Raw genomic sequence first — 19,244 nt, 5'->3', positions numbered from 1 at the left:
TCAGAATTTAAAAACTATGAAACTCATTAAAATATTTATCGCCTTAATGTTAATTTTTGGACTTTTTCTTTTTTATTATTTCAGTTCTTATAACCAGATAAAATTTGATGAAATTACGCCCGACAATATAGAAGAATTTGAAAATGGAATATTTGATATTCGGGCATTTGATAACCGTGAACAATGGGAAAAATCTCCTTATGTCGTTTCAAACTTAAAAATGTTTACCGCATTTTCCGAGTCAAGCAATGAATTTTTAATAACTCAAAATAAAGAGGAAAAGTTTAGAGATGAATTTACACTTTACTATTGGGACAAAGCTAATATTAGCGATGAAGATTATGTAAAATATTTAGCCTATCCAAAAAATGGAATAAGATTAATTGGACAGTTTTATGAAGGCCAAGGTTATCCTTTCAGAATTATCTTAAGACCTGATGATATTTATTACTGGTATAAAAGAAATTATCCAAATGCAAATCAAAATAACGGAACATTAGTTAACAATTCATTTGACAAATATTATAATGAATATTTAATCAATTCATTTGAAAGCTTTAAAGAGATTGGTTATCTAAAAAAAGAATCGAGTATGAAAAAAGGTAGTGATATTATGATAAATCGTGATATTTCTGATGACCAATATTACATCGTAACCTTATTGAAAGATAATAATAATGATTTATGGGGTTTGGAATTTAAAACTATACGAAAAAAGAAACTTAATATTCCCTTAATTAATAATCTCCTCTAAAAATGGATAATCAAAAAATTAAAAATACGTCAGTACGAGAATTTGATAATTCTTGTGACAAATTATTTAAAAGTTATTGGAAGGAATTAATGGCATTGCAAACTGATAAATATACAGAAATGGATTTTCATCATTGTATTGGCAATATTCAAGATTCTTTTAGAAATAGGTTAGATGAATATTTAATTGCATTCGAACCAAATCCAAAATTACCTTCAGAAATAATAAAAGAATTTAAAACAATCATCGATATAGCTAATAAATATTACTTTGATTTTATAAAAAAAAGCAAATCTTATCTTAGGGAAAATTATAAAGACACTAATAGATAAAAACGTTTTACAATAACTAAGCATTCGTGTGGTCGGAACGACCCAACATGAATGCAGTGTTGACTGAACCGGTTTTTGTCGGTTTGCCCTATGGGGATTGGTCTAGTTTGGGATGGATCTTTAGGAGTCGGTCTTTCCTGATTTGGGATCGTTGACCTCTTTTTTTGCTAAGGAATCAATGTGTACTGTTCATTTGTAGTTTCTCTTCTCTGCTTTTCAGGTCTGTCAGGCCGTTTTCTTCCCCCGAAGTTTCGGGGTGGCCATAGGAGTCCCGTTACGTCGGGATTCACGTTTTTTTAAATGGGCCTGTTTAACTGTTTTTTGATTTGTTCTTGCCAGTGTTGCGGTGGTCCCCGGGCGGGGAAGGTCGCGATGGTGACCAGGTTGCCTTTCTTGCAGGCCGGACACTTGCGGTGCATCAAAGGCTCTGTTTCCGCAAGCTCTGGTTTGCCAACCACTTCTTGTAATTCTGGGATAATAGTTCGCTTATAATAACTGCTCAAGATGCCGTAATGCCTGATACGGGTAAACCCCTTGGGCAGGATATGCAATGAAAACCGCCTGATAAACTCGGCATCGGGCAGGCCGAGTATCGACTTTTTGCCCCCTTGCCGATAATCCTTTACCATAAACGTTACTTTTCCATCTTCCAGGCTTTTTATCCGATGGTTGCTTATGGCGATCTTATGGGTATAGCGCCCCAGGTATTCCACTACCTGCGAGGGCCTAAAGAATGGACGTTTGCAATAGACCACCCAGTTGTGCCTGAACAGGCTTTCGTAAAATGAAGGGGGCTTTGATTTCCCCAGTTCCTTGCGCAGGCCAGCTACAAAACGGGCCCTAAAGACCTTGCCCATTGCCTTTACAGGGAACAGGTAGCGTGCCGTTCGGCAGCCAAGCTTTCCCTTGCTTTTGGCATGTTTCCATTTGCCGGATTGGGTGATCCCGCCCCCGGGAACGATGCAGTGCAGGTGTGGGTGCAACGAGAGGTTCTGGCCCCAGGTGTGCAGGATGGCGACCATGCCCATCTTGGCGCCCAAGAGCTTGGGGTTGGCACCAAAATCCCCAATGATGCCCCAGGCCGTTTTGAACAAAAGGTCGTACACCAATTTTGGCTCGTACAGACATAATTGGTTCAGTTCACAGGGCAGGGTAAAGACCACGTGGAAGTAAGAAACGTTCAATAGATCTGCCTCCCTTGCCCGGATCCATTCCTCCTTTTTGTGTCCCTGGCACTTGGGGCAATGACGGTTGCGGCAGCTGTTGTAACTGAGATGGAGCTTATGGCAGGTAGGATTGTCGCAACCGTCTATGTGGCCGCCCAGGGCCGCGGTGCGGCACTTGCGAAGGGCGTGCAGGGTGCGTGCTTGCCAGCTGTTGGCACAAAGATCGGCAAGGCTCTCCCTGTTGCGCTCCAATACGTGCGCTACTTCATGATCGGGACAGGACATCCCTATTGCCATAAAGCCTATCCAGCGGACTGAATGGCTTTTGCCTACCCGATTGTGCCACATGAAGGTAGATAAGCGTAGTCTGGATATCCGCATGCCCCAAGAGATCCTTCACGCTCATAATGTCCAGGCCCATTTCCAAGAGATGGGTGGCATAAGTGTGGCGCAGAATATGGGCGGTGATCTCCTTTGGGATCCCGCTTTGCTTGCGGGCCTCACGTACGATCCATTGTATTCCCTGTGAGGAAAGCTGTGCAGGACTGCCTGTTTTATCATTGCCGGTAAAGCACCAGGTAGTGGGGTTTTCCGCCAAGAAGTACTTCTTTAGACCACGGATCTGCATCTCGGACAGGGGAACATACCGGTCCTTGCGTCCTTTGCCCTGGCGCACGTGCACCATCTTTCGGTCAAAGTCCAGGTCCCTGCACTGTAGGTTGCGGAGTTCAAAATTGCGGAGCCCACAACCATAGAGCATCGCAAGTATCAATCGGTGCTTGAGCAGTTTAGGGGTCTTCAGCAGTTGTTTTATCTCCCTTTGGTTCAACACAACGGGGAGTTTCTTGGGACGTTCGATGCTCGGGAGCACCACGTGCATCTCTTTCATCCCGAAGATGCGGTAGGCATAGCGAAGACCATAAACGGTGTGCTTGAAAAAACTGTCCGAAGGGGTCTTGTGCTGTGACTTTAAAACGTGCAGATAGTCCAAGATCTGTTCCTCATCGAGCTCAAGTGGGCTACAGTTAAAATGGAGTGCGATGTGTGCCAAACAGCGGGCATAGTTGGTAAGGGTGCTCTGGCTTTTGCCAGCGAGCTCAACAGATCGTTTGAGTTTGTGGTAGAGTGTTGCAAACTCTGGAACGGAAATAATTGCCCTTTGGATAAGGGTGTCATTTTTTTTTCATAATATTGAGTATTAGATTAAACCTTAATTCCTAAAGGTAGTGAATCGTGACATAACTGTCCCGTGAAGCTACCTTTAGGTTTAGTTCAACAAAGAACTGAGGTAAAAACCAAACATTTTCTCCAATAATTTTCTCCAAAGGAATTCTGGTATTGTTGAACGATTAAAAAGTAGTAACCTACACAAACATTTTACTATTAGTTATCAGTAGTGTCCGATAAACATTTTTAAAAGCGGGATTTCCAAGAAGGATTTCCCGCTTTATTTATATCTTAGTTTTTACCACAAAACTCGAGATATGAACAAAAGTAAAAATTTCAGTGGACAACCTATTATCAAACAGGTTTTAAACTTCCTTGACGCCAAAGATATTTATCGGACAGCAAAGAAGCACAACAGCGACAGGTACACCAAAAAGTTCACGACCTATGATCACTTGGTTACGATGATATTCGCCGTTATCAGTGGCTGCAACTCACTTCGCGAAGTAACAAGCATAATGCTGGCGTGCGAGGGCAAGATCAACCATTTAGGGCTACGGGACTTTCCAAAACGCAGTACGTTGTCCGATGCCAACAAAAGAAGAAGTGCAGAGGTCTTTGCTGATATTTACTCTGGTCTCTATAAACGTTACCACCGGTTTTTATCGGACAGCAGAACCAGGGAGCCCGCCATAAAAGGCCTCAAAATAGTCGATTCCTCGACAATAGCGCTCTTTAGCGACATATTGAGGGGTGTTGGCCGGAACCCGCTCAACGGCAAGAAGAAGGGCGGGATAAAAATGCACACGATGATCAACGCCATGGAGGATGTTCCTTGTCTGATAAAATTTTCAGATGCCGCGACGCACGATCATACGTTTTTGAAAGAACTCGATCTAAAGAAGGGTTCCTATGTTGTCTTTGACAAAGGATACGTAGATTATCAGCAATACGAGCAATGGACGTTGGATGGCATCTACTTTGTGACCAGGCAAAAGAGCAATGCACGCTATACGAGCCTTGAAGAGTTTGATATTCCGGACAACGTGGACGATGCTGTCCTAAAGGATGAAAAAATAACGCTTGCCGATAAGGAAGGCAACGAATTCCACCTACGGCGGATAGCCTTTTGGCACCAGGAGAAGGGCAAGGTATATGAGTTCATCACCAACAACTATGAAGTGGAGGCCGACAGGATCACTGATATCTACAAAAATCGCTGGCAGATAGAGACCATGTTCAAACGCCTAAAACAGAACTTTCCCCTCAAATACTTTCTGGGCGACAACCAAAATGCAATAGAGATACAGATCTGGGTCAGTCTGATCATTCAACTCATAATGCTGGTAATACAAAGAAAGGCGCAGAGAAGTTGGGCATATTCAAATATGGTGTCTGTAATACGCTACCATTTGATGACCTACATCGATCTGTTCAAGTTCCTGAAAAACCCAGACTCCAAATGGGAAGAAATCACCACAAAAAACATTGGCCAATTGAGCTTTTTCGATCCTTAGGGGGTTCTGTTTTGAAAATCGGAACACAATCCAGTAAAATATGGCAACGACAATGCTATTTTTGCTACTTTAGATTTTTATCGGACAACAATGATTAGTTATATAATTTTTAATTCTACTACCTGTTAGCGAAAGCAAACCAAGGGCAACAATTATGAATAAAATCTGCTTAATATTATTATTACTTTCATCAAAATTAATTCTGGCGCAGACCAATATTGATATAGATGCGGATTTTATATTAGTCGATAAAAACGAATTAGTTTTTTTGAAAAAAGAAAATGGAAAAATTAATTTAAAAACTGAAATTAGATTTTATCCAACAGATGAAAATCGTGGGAAAAGAATTGAATTACGTACAGTTCCTGTTAGTGATTTTGATATTGAACGATTTAACAATTTTTCCTTGAATGGTAATCAATACTCCTTTGTTGTTGATGTAAAGGATATTGTCAAACAAAATCCCAAACAATTTAAGCAGAACATTTTAACCAAACCGTTTTATCATAAAAATTCAGAAGAAGAAATTAGAGTTTTGTCATTATACAATAATTCCACTTTTATTGCCACAGAATGTTACTTTGAAAAATTTAATAAAAACACGGAACCTGAATGGGGATGCAATGAACAAGATTTTATGAATTTTGAAGTTATAAACATTACCAAAAACAGACGTATTATTATATTCAATAAAATCGGATATAATGCTTCGTATGATAATACTTGGCATTCTGACAGGAAATATCTCATTGATTTTTACGGGTATATTATTCCAACGAAAAAACAAATTATTACCAAATTTGAATCGAAGGATTTTAATTTACAACCAGAGTTAGAATTTTTAAATAACCTCGAAAGTTATGATGATAAATCATTTAGCTGGAGTCGCCAATTCAAGTTCGAAAACAATTTCTTAACAGATGCTGTTTTTGGACAAAAATTAATTAATAAAAAATTTGACACAATAATCGTAAACAATGGTTTCATTGTCGGTAAAGAAGATGAATTGATAAATGTTTATAATTTTAAACTTAAGGATATAACACCTAAAGGCATTCAATCTGCTTTTCCTTTGCTCTCTGATAAAGGCTATTCAATAGCATTAATCAACGATAAAATAAAGTACATTACAAAGAATGGAAGTATACTTGCGCAACTCCCAGAAAAAGAACCTTTAATAATATGTGGCTTTAATAGTTCAATGGGCTCAAGTTATTTGTCAATAAAAAAAGATAGTACAAATTATTATTTGGACATACAACATCACTATGTTGATTATGATGAAGAAGAAGTAGATTTAAGTTTTATAGAAAATCTTTTTGATAAAGATAAATACGACTCAGTCAATTTTTTAGATTATACGATGCTACAAAATAAGCAAACATCCAAATCTATTGATTTTCACCGATTTTTTAAGGCGTTTGGTTTTACTGAATTAATTGTAGTAGAGCATGGTGAGAAATTTGGCCTGTTTTCTCTCAAAGCAATAGCAATAGACTATAATGACAATTCAAAAAAGTATCCAATAATAGAATTGAAAGAATTATTGCCAGCAGAGTTCGATTTCATTAAGCTTAAAATGGGTACATCACATATTTTATTTTCTAAAAACGGATTATTGGGTTTGTATGGTCTGAATGAAAAGCCAAAATACAAAAACATTGAAGTTGCAGAATATTTTTCAAGATTTGAATTACCAAATGGTCAAAAAGGATGGTTAGATAGGTTAGGAAATGAGTTTTTGGATAACTAACCGTGCCAATAAAGGAGCTATGAAGTTGACAGGTCTCATTTGATACGCTGAAACTTCGGAACACCCGAACTAGAATGTGAGTATATACCGGCCTTGCAGACAATTTTGGTAAAGTATGGACGGAAACTCGCCTCCGATATACGTAAATGTTGAATAATTAAAATGAAACCTTTAAAATTCAAAATATTTCTTTCAATTTTTACATTGAGCTTTATAACAAATGCTCAAAATGTAACCTACAACCACATTTTAGATTCAACAAATTTAGAAATTAAAAAAGTGATGAAGCTTTTCGAGGACTATTTAGAATCGAATCGACAAAATCGCGAAAAAAATTCATTTTGGAATTTACAAGAACAAAAAGAACATATAAAATATGACTTTTTAGAAAGTGAATTTCAACCCTCATTATATATGGGCTTTCCCGTCCACGTATTGAGTATAAAATCAAAAAATGGAGTTTATCAGATAAAAGCTCAATTTGGATTATGTCAAGAAAATGGAGAGCCTTATGTTTTAGCGATAGCCAATTATTTTGTAAAAAAAGAAAATGGAAGCTATAAATTATACAACGCTCTAACTTTTAACAAAAAAGAGTGGCTTTCTACGAAGGTTGGCTTTGTAGATTTCTATTATCCAAAATATCACGAATTCAACTACGAAAAGGCCGAAAAACTGAATAATTTTATTAAAGATATTTGTAATGATTTTGACGTTAAACCCAAGCCAATTGAATATTATTTAGCCGATGATTTTGATGAAATTCAGGCTCTAAAAGGGTTTGATTGTTATATCGGAATGGGTGGAGAAACGAAACCGTCAGGAAAAGCTTCAGACGACAAGGTTTTTTGTGGCGGATTAGGAGAATATTATCCCCACGAAGTTTTCCACGTAGAAATCGATGATCATTATCCAAATAAGCATTATTGGGTTTCAGAAGGTATGGCAACCTTTTTGGGCGGTAGCCGAGGGAAGGACTTACATTGGCATTTAAAGAGAACCTATGACTATCTGCAAAAACATCCAGAAATTAACCTGAACAACTTACTCGATTTGGTTAATTTGGATGAATATACGAGTTATCATTATTCCTTAGGAGGTTTAATTGCCAAACGGATTTATGAAAGGGGAGGTTGGGCGATGATAAAGGAATTTATGAATAGCGGAAAATCGGATAATGATTATTATAGCGCAATTGAGAAATACCTTGGAATAAAAAGAAGCAATCTAAACCAATATTTGAGAAACCAACTAAAAGCGGAGGCATTGAAATAACTTTGGCGAAGTGGTATAAACACAATAGGGGATAAGTCCAATAATGGTAAGGGATTTTATAAATTTAGGCGCATTAAAGGCTGAAAAGATGATACATCAATCACACTCCTGTGAATAATAGCACAAGTTAAATAAACTTCATTATGATGAAAAAAAAAAGCAATACTCATATTTTTATTATTCCAGATATCCATTATTTCATTTGGACAAAACACCATATTGTGGTCAGTTAAAGACCCTTCAACTAACAAAACATCTTATTTATTAGGTACTCTCCACCAAATAGGAAACAGCTTCGTAGATTCAATACCACAAATTAAAAAAGCCTTAAAATCATCAGAATTGGCAATTTTTGAAACAACGAATGCCGGAAATGCAGTTTCAGAATTAATGAATCTGCGCAAAGGGAATAATGATTATAAAAATAATTTGAAGCAATCTGATTTGGCCTATTTAGATGAAATTTCTTCCGATTGGAAAGTACCTGTTTCAAAGTTATCGCCAATGGAATTATTGATTAAACTTCAACAGACATACGTTGAAACCCAATGTGGCACAGTTAAACCTTCTGACAAATGGAAACATTTTGAACAATATTTAAAGAATCTTGCGACGGAGAACTCCATCAAATTATATGGTTTGGAAACAGACAGTTTACAGATTGAGCTGATCAACTCTCTTTCTAAAACAAAAATGACTTGGAAAGACGTAGAGAAACCAATCCACACTATTATCATTGACATCAAAAAACATCGGAATATTAATAGAAATTGCCAGTCCGCGCAAGAGTATATGAATATGCAGTTTGATTACCAATTTCAGGAGACTTGTGGGAATAAAGAACTTAGAACTCGTAATGAAAGTTGGATTCCACAACTCGCAAAGATTCTACTGAAAAAAATTGTTTTATCGCTGTTGGTTTACTCCATCTTTATGGACAATGTGGATTAATAGTCCAACTTCGAGAAAGAGGATATGTAGTAGAGCATATTTCATTATCAGTGCGGAAATAAATAAAATAAGATGTCCAAGCGGGGAATAGAAAATTTATGTTAATTAAAGGACACAAGAAATACTAGGTCTAGGGATATTAAAAAGTGATTGTATATTTACGAGATAAGTGATATACCGAATAGGATTTTAAATGTCACATGGATTTTAGACTCAATGGTCAAGAACAAAAAAGATAGCATTAATTGCATAAGACATAATACATAATGGACAAAACCAAACAACAAGCTTTCACTTTTTTAGTTTGTTTACTATTCATCTTTTCGTGTAGCAGCAATAGGACTGTCACAAAGGAAATAAATAATAAGCATACCCATCAAGAAATTAAAAAGGTTTGTGAATGCACTAGCGATGTCGTACTTAGAAATATTGGCAGATATAGACCGCCCGTGAGCTTAATGCTGGACAAGGCTGAATTCAATAGAGTTTCTAATTGGACTTTAGATAACTTATATGAAAATATTTATTTCACGAATCTGGGAAGCGGTTTGAGCATGAAGCTACTTGCTACAGAACCCATTATAATATCGACAAAGGATAAAGCACTGACTTTAAATCTGACCCCTTGCGACTATAGTGACAAATTTTATGTTATACCCTATTTTGGGATTAATATTGAAAGGGACGAAATAAGTTATTCTACGGAGGATTTTGATTATTCAGCTTTTGCATATTTTGATTATTTGACTGGGGGCACATATATGTTCGGACCTCGAGATCTTCAAATAATGTTGAAAGAGATTATTGAAGAGCAATTCTTTTACCGGGATGATGCTGAAATATCTAATGATTACAAACAATTTATCAATAAGATCAATACGAACTACAATATCGCTATACAGGAGTATAATGCTCTTTATTTAGAAGATGGAACAAGCACAATAGCAACAATTACACAAAACCTTGAAGAAGCACAAATTGATATTGCAAAACTTATTGTAGAAGAATTTGTGTTAACAGAGAACACCAACCATAGAATAAATGAAGAGGAAAAAAACCGGCTAAGAGCTATAACTAAAAACCGAGAAAATTTACTTTTTGAAAAGATAGACTTCAAGTTAAAAAACCAATTGTACAACGGGCATCTATCGGGCAATACAGGAAAGTTTATTGCTTCTGTTGAAATTAGTACGGACATCCTAAGAAAAGCAGATTCTGTTACCAATAAATCTGAAACAGATTCTACCGGAAATAATGTTTCTGCGGATATTCTGGTCTATTCCGATGCCTTTTATTTTTCCAATTTTAGATCGGACAAAATGGTCATTGATAGTTTGTGCTCTTCGACTGCAGAAATTTCTGGAACTGGTATTTTATTAGAATTTGATAAGGCCCAATTGGTTTTTCCACCTAAAATTATGGATTATAATTACGGTCAAATACATTCGAGTATTAAAAACAATCCTCTGCTAAAAAGGATTGCAGAAAATGAGCGTGTCCATGTTTACAAAAACGGTCAAATGGAGGAGACCTACTTGACAAATTTTACTGGTTTGTTGGTGCCGAATGCCAATCTTCAAATTCCAATCAAAGGTCATAATTTAAGGGTAAAAGGGAAAGACCTTATTATAAACAATCAGCTAATTGCAGGTGCATTTGAAATAAAAAGTCAACCTGACAATAAAAAGGGGGACAAACTAGCACTTGTTACTGATAAATCTACCATTAAAATAAGTGTAAATGATTTAACGGATCATTTTAAGCGCCTCGGAATAACACAAGTGGAAATAACGATACAAGAAGATCTTATAATAGTTTTTTTTATAAAAGAATGATTAATAGAGAGATAGGAGTAAATCGCGATGGTATCACAAGAAAGGAAATAAATAAAGAAGTGGCTACCGATTATAGATTTTTACCACAGGATCAATTTCAGCAAGGAAAGGAAATCTTAATCAAAAATTCGGCTTTGTTAAGAGAATTAAAGAACAGATTGATAAATTCGCTGCGATTCATAAAGGTTTTAGAATTGCGGTTCAATGATGAAGTAGCAAATACAGGGATATGAGTCAGAAATGTAAAATTATGAAAAAATATATTTTAGTATTATTTGCTGCAATGTTTGTGGGCGCATGTCAGGCACAACAACAGGATAAGGTTCAAAATTTAAAAACCTTTGCTAAAGCCTATGGTTACGTAAAATACTTTCATCCAAGTGATGAAGCTTCCGAAATAGATTGGAATAGTTTTGCTGCCTTTGGGGCTAACGAGATTTTAAAATGTAATTCTACAACTGAAGTCATAGCTACCCTAAACAACCTATTTAAACCTATTGCACCCAGTGTTGTGTTTTCTAATACCAAGCAGCAATATGATATTAGCGCCATTACACCCAGCAATACAAAAGTTTATAAACCGGCTTATTGGCAACATAAGGGGGTTTCCAAAGATATGAATTATCAGGATGGTGTTTATAGTAGTGTTAGGGTTAATCGGTTTAATGAAATTGATGAGACGGGGGTTTTCGGTAACCTAGCGTTAGCGATAGATCCAGAGCAATATAAAGGAAAGGAGATAAAATATACTGGGTGGGTAAAACTTAAGGAGGATTCCAAGGGTACGGGCCATTTATGGTTAAGAGTTGATAAGACTGATAAAACCTTAGGCTTTTTTGAGAATATGGATAACAATCCGATTAAAAGCAATGAATGGAAGCAATACGAAATTGTTGGAAAAGTAGATGAAGCCGCATCGGGACTGTATCTAGGAGCTTTTATAAAAGGCAAAGGAGGTTTGTTTTTAGATGATGTGCATCTCTATTACAAGGAAAACAATGAATGGATAGAAATACCAATTAAAAACAGTGACTTTGAAGCTAATTCTATTGGGGTAAAAAATGAAGAGACATCATGGACAGGGAGTAGCAAGGGGTATTCATATACTGTTTCCAATACTGAAAGCAAAGAGGGGAAGAATTGTGCAGTTATAACTTATGAAGGGAAGGGTAACAAAGTAAAGGGGAAGGCTCTTTTTGACTCATTTCCCAAATTTGGTGAGCTTATAGAAAAAGAAATTGGAGTGGGTATTTTCTGTCAAATCCCTTTAAATCTATACGGCAATAACGAAAATACTTACCCTAAAAGTAAAACTTTATCATCCTTGCAAAAGCATGTAAAGAACGCTAGCGAAAGCCTGGATTATACTTCCATTTACCTAGGAAATGTTATAAATACCTACAATGTATTTCAACATTTTTACCCATATTTTAATGAAGTGGATGTAGATTGGAATAAGGTTCTGGAAACGGCTTTAGAAAGAAGTTTAAATGACAAGAATGACAGTGATTATCTGATAACCTTGCAAAAATTTACTGCACCATTAAGGGATGGACACATCCATGTTAGCGGTCCTAAAATGGATTATTATGTGCCTCCTATTAAATGGGAGTGGATTGAAGGAAAGTTGGTAATAACCCAAGTGAATGAAGAAGGTTTAGGAATACAAATCGGCGATATAGTAACCAAGGTAAACAACCAATTATCCGAGGATTATTTTAAAGAGATTAATTCCAGAATTTCGGCAGGCACTGAGGGATGGTTAAACTACAGGGCGCAAAGTACCAGTCTTTTTGGTGAAAAGGACGAAGAACTAATTATAGAAGTAAATAGTAAAAATATAGTTCTGAATAAGGATAAAAAGTATGATTATAGGGATAATGATATAGCGATTCAAGAAAACACCTATAAACTCTTGGATGGAAATATATATTATCTCAATCTTGATAAGATTGAGATGGATACCATCAATGCGCTATTACCGCAATTGGAACAGTCAAAAGGTATTATTTGTGATTTAAGGGGTTATCCTAACGGAAACCACGATTTTATCTCCCATCTCTTAAAGAAAAAGGATACTTCTACCGCTTGGATGAGGATTCCTAAAATAATATATCCAGATCACGAAAAAATCATTGGGTATGAGAAGGATGGTTGGGAAATTCAGCCAAAGAAGCCTTATTTAGGAGATAAAAAAGTTGTATTCATTATTGATGGAAGGTCTATAAGTTATGCCGAAAGTTTTATGAGTTTTATTGAAGGATATAAATTGGCTACCATAGTAGGGCAACCAACGGCCGGTACCAATGGCAATATAAATCCGTTTACCCTTTTAAGAAATTTCAATATTAGTTGGACTGGAATGAAAGTAGTAAAACACGATGGGTCTCAACATCATGGTATAGGAATATTGCCAGATATATATGTCAATAAATCAATTGATGGGCTCAAATCAGGAAAAGACGAGTTTTTAGAAAAAGCATTGGAGGTTGTTTTGGAGTGATGGGGGGAGGTGTGGGATGCTGGATGACGGGTGATGATGATGTTCAGTGGCAGTGTTCAGTAGCATTTGGCAGTAGTGTTCAGTGGTCAGTGTTCAGTAATCAGTGCTCAGTGGTGCTAAAATGAATAAGGATTAATTGCTATTTTCAGATATTATGAATTAATTAAAAACCTGTTGACTCTTATTAGGGAATTTCATTAAATTGGCTTTAGGCAGGTAGTTATGGGCTTGGATTTAGGTTTCCTAAGAAGGCCAACCTCATCAAAATATCAATTTGAATTGGTGCCAATCTTCATAGTCAAGTGTATTTCGGAATCTAAAGGAATCATAAGCACAGGATTTTTTAAGGAATCTATTTCAGAAAGAGAATGTTATATAAAAAAAATCAGTAGTGTCCGATAAACATTTTTAAAAGCGGGATTTCCAAGAAGGATTTCCCGCTTTATTTATATCTTAGTTTTTACCACAAAACTCGAGATATGAACAAAAGTAAAAATTTCAGTGGACAACCTATTATCAAACAGGTTTTAAACTTCCTTGACGCCAAAGATATTTATCGGACAGCAAAGAAGCACAACAGCGACAGGTACACCAAAAAGTTCACGACCTATGATCACTTGGTTACGATGATATTCGCCGTTATCAGTGGCTGCAACTCACTTCGCGAAGTAACAAGCATAATGCTGGCGTGCGAGGGCAAGATCAACCATTTAGGGCTACGGGACTTTCCAAAACGCAGTACGTTGTCCGATGCCAACAAAAGAAGAAGTGCAGAGGTCTTTGCTGATATTTACTCTGGTCTCTATAAACGTTACCACCGGTTTTTATCGGACAGCAGAACCAGGGAGCCCGCCATAAAAGGCCTCAAAATAGTCGATTCCTCGACAATAGCGCTCTTTAGCGACATATTGAGGGGTGTTGGCCGGAACCCGCTCAACGGCAAGAAGAAGGGCGGGATAAAAATGCACACGATGATCAACGCCATGGAGGATGTTCCTTGTCTGATAAAATTTTCAGATGCCGCGACGCACGATCATACGTTTTTGAAAGAACTCGATCTAAAGAAGGGTTCCTATGTTGTCTTTGACAAAGGATACGTAGATTATCAGCAATACGAGCAATGGACGTTGGATGGCATCTACTTTGTGACCAGGCAAAAGAGCAATGCACGCTATACGAGCCTTGAAGAGTTTGATATTCCGGACAACGTGGACGATGCTGTCCTAAAGGATGAAAAAATAACGCTTGCCGATAAGGAAGGCAACGAATTCCACCTACGGCGGATAGCCTTTTGGCACCAGGAGAAGGGCAAGGTATATGAGTTCATCACCAACAACTATGAAGTGGAGGCCGACAGGATCACTGATATCTACAAAAATCGCTGGCAGATAGAGACCATGTTCAAACGCCTAAAACAGAACTTTCCCCTCAAATACTTTCTGGGCGACAACCAAAATGCAATAGAGATACAGATCTGGGTCAGTCTGATCATTCAACTCATAATGCTGGTAATACAAAGAAAGGCGCAGAGAAGTTGGGCATATTCAAATATGGTGTCTGTAATACGCTACCATTTGATGACCTACATCGATCTGTTCAAGTTCCTGAAAAACCCAGACTCCAAATGGGAAGAAATCACCACAAAAAACATTGGCCAATTGAGCTTTTTCGATCCTTAGGGGGTTCTGTTTTGAAAATCGGAACACAATCCAGTAAAATATGGCAACGACAATGCTATTTTTGCTACTTTAGATTTTTATCGGACAACAATGAAAAAAAATATAAAATTAATCTCCACATGCGTAATTGTTTTATGAACTTGTCAAATGATTAAAAAACTAATATTCCTTATATTAACATTGGCTTTAGTTTCTTGTAAAAAAGAAAGTAAATGTGATAGTATTAATTTTAAAAGTTTACAGAATGACTATTCTCTCTTTGAAGTATCCAATGAATTATCAATAGACACTCTAAATTATTCATCCAAAGTATATTTTAAAAAAAACGACTTCTTTCCCGGGCACGGATTACTTGTGGTTTTGAATAAAAAAGACGATACAATATTCAAGTATTTTGGTGACAAAAGAATACTCATAAATAGCACTATCGTTAAAGAGACTTCGAATTTTTTCATAGTTCTCGCAAATTCTAAAAATGGAAATTATAGACTAACACAAACTGATATTTATAGTAAATTTTTCCAGATAGACACTATAAACAAATCTTTATTGGAAGTGGAGCCTATAGATGGTGACATTTTCAATCAATTTTATTGCAACAAAACGGGTAAAGGAATGTATAACGGGCTTTATTGTACAAGGGATTCTACTAACAGTGGGTTTAGAATTTATAGTGATTTAATTTATAACGACACAATATACTCTACAGCTTGCTCTTTGAAATTCATTAAAACTGATTCAGGTAAGTATAAACTCTTTGCTCAACCAATTGAATTAAAAAAACAAGCAATTAGAGATAAGGAACAGGAAAACACAACAATTACTCGTAATACACTATTTGGTAAAATTAGTGGTTATGAATTGGTTTATGATTGTACTAATTGTAGAACATCCAGTACCGATGCAATAACAATTTACGCAAAAAAAGATAGCATTAGAACGGAACTGTTGAGGTATAATGGTTTTGGAGGAGACTATCTAGATGAAATTTCTTTACGATATTTTGACAATCATCCATTTATATTTATTCATTCAACTCATACTTATGGACATTCCTTAGGTAACCTATACGCACTTGATATTGATAATTTTGAAACTAATTTCGTTAACACCATAGAAACGAATTATAAAATACCTGATAGCTTATATCCAAGGAATTATTATGGAGTGGACATAAATAAAAATGGGGAATTTATATTTGGGACTTGGTATCGTAATGATAAAGTTATGGGAGAATATTTATTAACTGGAAAATATAATTTATTAAAAGTTAAAAAAAATATATATCTACTTGAACCGTATGATGTAAAACTTTCGAAACCGGAATAAAAAACATTGCCTAATAAGAGCCAAAAAGCTAACGAAATATGAAAACTCTCTTTGCTCTATTATTGTTATTCTTAATTGGTCCACAACCAATTAAAGAAATTTACGACAAAGGAGAATTTATTTTTTCAGTCAAGATTTATAAGAATGAAAATGAAATGGGTTTGAGATTCTTTCCTTTTCAACATACTGGAGAGAATGGTGAAGAATTTGATAATGCTTGGGAATTGTCAGAAGACCTTATAATAGATAAGAATACAGTTGTCTATTTAGGAATGGAGATAATGGAGGGCAAAATAAATGGAGATCAAAAACCATATCAGTTTAACTACTATAACGCAGAATTCGAGAAAATAGGAATGGAGGCAACTGGTTTGATAGAAAATGACTCTACTATTTGGTTGCATCCCCCAAGAGGAAGGTATTTTAAAATATTGGAACTAAATCCTTTTCCAGAAATTCGGTTTGATAAGGAAAAATGGAGTACCAAACTTGAAGTTGGCGACCATTGGGGAAATAAAAGATGGAAAACTTGGAAAGGCAATATTGAAATTGCCTCTGAATATAGTTATAATGGAGAGAATGGAAAAGTGACAGCTATCGCCAAATCTGAATTAGGAATTACTCATTTGACGGCCGATTTTGATAGGACAGATGGATTTAAAAAATTAGATTATACAAATATTGACGGAAGCAGAATGGTGTTAGAATTAATTAGAAAAAGGGAATGAAGCCGACTGCAATTTAAAGGCAGTGCTATGTTGAATATAGTGGGTAATGAATATTTATATATCGTTTTCGGTCCAGCGCATTCTAGACCACGAGACCTTTCGACTGCGCTCAAGGTGACACTTTTTCTATAAATCAATTACTTTTACCTACTACAAATCATAAAGAGCCTAAAAAGCTTTATAAATGACCTGATGTGTGACTGGAAAAGGCAAATATGTTCAAATCTTTTTTGAATACAAATTAGCTAAAAGGTCCATCCATCATTTTCAAAGCGCGTTGAGTGTTTTAAAAGTACCGAAAGACTGAAACTCGCATTTGGAAAACGGGTAGGAGCGGAGAAGCACAGAGCTCTTTTTTCTACCTAAATTTAAGTGTAATATGGAAGGCTGAAAGTAAAACAATGAGTAAAATATTTAAATATAAAGGTCGGTTGACGCTCTTAAGCATCGTAGTAATTACTCTTTTTTGTACTCTTCCAATTAAAGCACAACCTGGGTGGCAAGATTTTACGCAACGTTATTCTTACACTATACTTGATAAAAACGGTAAGGCAATTTCGTTTAAGGGGAATAAGGATTATAGTATTATGGTTGACAGTGAGTTGTATAGATCACCCAATGTCCCACAAGACTCTTTAAAACCTGCCACACAAAATAGTTTCGCGTTTGAAAATCAAATTAGGATTAATGACTTTTCTCTTGTAATTTCAATCAATTCCAATTATGAAACCCAAAAGCAATTGGAAATCAAAATTATTCATAAGAAAGACACCATGTATATTTATCAGTCTTCGGGGACAGGAAGTTTTTGGATCAAGGATTTTCAAGGTAAGCCAACAGAACCAAGCCCTGATTTTACATTTCGATTTATAGGAGGTCACTATTTCTTTCCAAGCTGGACAAAAAATCTTTTAGACAACATACCTCAAACCAAGGGGAATGTGAAAATAAAAAACATAGACCAACGTCATTTCATAATACCCAAAAAGGTTTATGACTCTGTTTTCTATTTCAGTAGAAAATATGACATGGAACAGAAGCATAAGGAAGAAGCCGAAAACTTGGTAGTAAAAAATTTTATGAAAGGTTATTTTTCCCTTGAGCGCGGCATACAACCCACGACATTCGATAGATCCGTCCAACCTTTTAATAAACCTCGTTGGAGTTCTTGGGGAAATTCATATTTCTCAACGAAAGATAAAAATGAATATTTAGGGATTGTTGATTTTTCATACGACACATTAAATTGGTCTGGCGGAAGGGGAATGATTGTAAGGTTTGACAGAAAAAAGAACCAAATGAAAATTTGGTCACCTACCGAAAAATTAATGTATTCCTCCACTGCACTTTTGTACAAAGACACTTTTAATGATGTTTATTACAATAGAAGTATCATACGAGATTCTAACTGTAAAGAACTGATTTACAAATGTGATTTTGTAAACAAATTTTACCGTTCCACAGATGAAGGAAAAATGTGGAAAGAAGATAAAAAGCTAACACAATTATACCAAAAGCAGGAATTTAGAAAACTTGAATTTTTAGACAAAAATCACGCATTGATTTTCAAACTGGATAAAATTAGACCAGAAAATAAAAAATACGACATACAGCAAGGAACCTACTATTTGTTAAAAGATTTTCGCATTATAGATTCGCTAAAAACCCCAAAGGATTTACATTACAACGACAATTATAATCGTTACCAGTATAGCATAAAAAATGACACTATTCTTCTTGGGAGTTGGACTTACGATCCGCATTACACTATTGGCAAAACAAAATATTTTCAGCCGATTTTGACAAAAGTTGGTAATCAATGGAAGTTCCAAGTGATTGAAAAAACTTATTCGCGAATTCAGCCCAAGACTGACCTGAGCGTGATTAATTTCAGAAATTTTAAAATCCTAAATAATTTACTTTTTCTAAACAACGAAAATGGAAGTTTAGATTTTTCGACCGATTTATCTGAACTACATAAAAAGGAATTAATTTTTGAAAGGGGAAATCAAATCTATTTAATTGGTTTAGGAATTGGCACATTATTATCTTTTGATGGAGGAAGTACTTGGTATGTTTATCCTTTACCTTTAGAAAAGGACAGCAGATATGACCTGTTGGAAATAAATGAACAGGGCGTAATTACACATTTAAAAAACAGTTGGAGGAAAAATGGATACGAGTTCAATAAAGTGTTCAGTCAGTTTCTTGAATGGGAGAATAATTAATAACACAGTTGGGGCTAGCTAACAAAC

General features: G+C 35.8%; 14 protein-coding genes and 1 pseudogene. 13 read left to right on the top strand and 2 right to left on the bottom strand.

Translation table 11 applies throughout. From position 1 onward, the window contains the following. Positions 1-16: 16 nt before the first annotated feature. Complete coding sequence (locus EI546_RS03455; RefSeq protein WP_128249235.1) at positions 17-754, top strand: hypothetical protein; 738 nt, start codon at positions 17-19, stop codon at positions 752-754. 2 nt (positions 755-756) lie between these two features. Continuing rightward, positions 757-1,086: a hypothetical protein gene (locus tag EI546_RS03450; protein ID WP_128249234.1), complete on the top strand. Its 330-nt coding sequence runs from the start codon at positions 757-759 to the stop codon at positions 1,084-1,086. Between the two features lie 296 nt (positions 1,087-1,382). Here the strand turns inward: EI546_RS03450 and EI546_RS03445 are convergent, their stop codons facing one another. Together EI546_RS03445 and EI546_RS03440 are read right to left on the bottom strand one after the other, a co-directional pair. Continuing rightward, entirely contained in the window at positions 1,383-2,537 is a 1,155-nt protein-coding gene (locus EI546_RS03445) for an IS91 family transposase (protein ID WP_128251520.1), read from the bottom strand. Then, a complete protein-coding gene (locus EI546_RS03440) occupies positions 2,518-3,303 on the bottom strand; it encodes a tyrosine-type recombinase/integrase (protein WP_317127442.1) in 786 nt (261 codons plus the stop codon). The genes EI546_RS03445 and EI546_RS03440 overlap by 20 nt, the downstream gene beginning before the upstream one ends. Positions 3,304-3,736: 433 nt before the next feature. Between EI546_RS03440 and EI546_RS03435 the strand changes: the two genes are divergently transcribed. The 11 genes and pseudogenes from EI546_RS03435 to EI546_RS03380 all read left to right on the top strand — a co-directional run bounded on the left by EI546_RS03435 (position 3,737) and on the right by EI546_RS03380 (position 19,217). Continuing rightward, on the top strand, positions 3,737-4,936 hold the full coding sequence (locus tag EI546_RS03435; protein WP_128249226.1) for an IS4 family transposase: 1,200 nt from the start codon (positions 3,737-3,739) through the stop codon (positions 4,934-4,936). Positions 4,937-5,090: 154 nt separating this feature from the next. Next, positions 5,091-6,689 (top strand): hypothetical protein, encoded by a 1,599-nt coding sequence (locus EI546_RS03430; protein ID WP_128249233.1) that lies wholly within the window; start codon positions 5,091-5,093, stop codon positions 6,687-6,689. A 162-nt stretch (positions 6,690-6,851) separates the two neighbouring features. Then, positions 6,852-7,964: a hypothetical protein gene (locus EI546_RS03425; protein ID WP_128249232.1), complete on the top strand. Its 1,113-nt coding sequence runs from the start codon at positions 6,852-6,854 to the stop codon at positions 7,962-7,964. A gap of 219 nt (positions 7,965-8,183) precedes the next feature. Further along, positions 8,184-8,977: pseudogene (locus EI546_RS03420) on the top strand (TraB/GumN family protein). A gap of 204 nt (positions 8,978-9,181) precedes the next feature. Next, positions 9,182-10,750: a hypothetical protein gene (locus tag EI546_RS03410; RefSeq protein ID WP_128249229.1), complete on the top strand. Its 1,569-nt coding sequence runs from the start codon at positions 9,182-9,184 to the stop codon at positions 10,748-10,750. Then, entirely contained in the window at positions 10,747-10,983 is a 237-nt protein-coding gene (locus EI546_RS03405; RefSeq protein ID WP_128249228.1) for a hypothetical protein, read from the top strand. Before EI546_RS03410 ends, EI546_RS03405 begins: the two co-directional genes overlap by 4 nt. Before the next feature lie 17 nt (positions 10,984-11,000). Next, positions 11,001-13,253, top strand: a complete 2,253-nt coding sequence (locus EI546_RS03400) for a S41 family peptidase (protein WP_164905159.1) — start codon at positions 11,001-11,003, stop codon at positions 13,251-13,253. 479 nt (positions 13,254-13,732) lie between these two features. Next, a complete protein-coding gene (locus EI546_RS03395) occupies positions 13,733-14,932 on the top strand; it encodes an IS4 family transposase (RefSeq protein WP_128249226.1) in 1,200 nt (399 codons plus the stop codon). Between the two features lie 147 nt (positions 14,933-15,079). Further along, positions 15,080-16,261 (top strand): hypothetical protein, encoded by a 1,182-nt coding sequence (locus tag EI546_RS03390; protein ID WP_128249225.1) that lies wholly within the window; start codon positions 15,080-15,082, stop codon positions 16,259-16,261. 38 nt (positions 16,262-16,299) lie between these two features. Next, on the top strand, positions 16,300-16,989 hold the full coding sequence (locus EI546_RS03385; RefSeq protein ID WP_128249224.1) for a hypothetical protein: 690 nt from the start codon (positions 16,300-16,302) through the stop codon (positions 16,987-16,989). Positions 16,990-17,390: 401 nt separating this feature from the next. After that, entirely contained in the window at positions 17,391-19,217 is a 1,827-nt protein-coding gene (locus EI546_RS03380; RefSeq protein WP_128249223.1) for a hypothetical protein, read from the top strand. Positions 19,218-19,244: the final 27 nt, after the last annotated feature.

The organism is Aequorivita sp. H23M31, from assembly GCF_004022485.1.
In the GTDB taxonomy this organism is placed as follows: domain Bacteria; phylum Bacteroidota; class Bacteroidia; order Flavobacteriales; family Flavobacteriaceae; genus Aequorivita; species Aequorivita ciconiae.
Note: the sequence above shows the minus strand (reverse complement) of the source record. Positions and strands in the feature narration are given on the sequence as shown.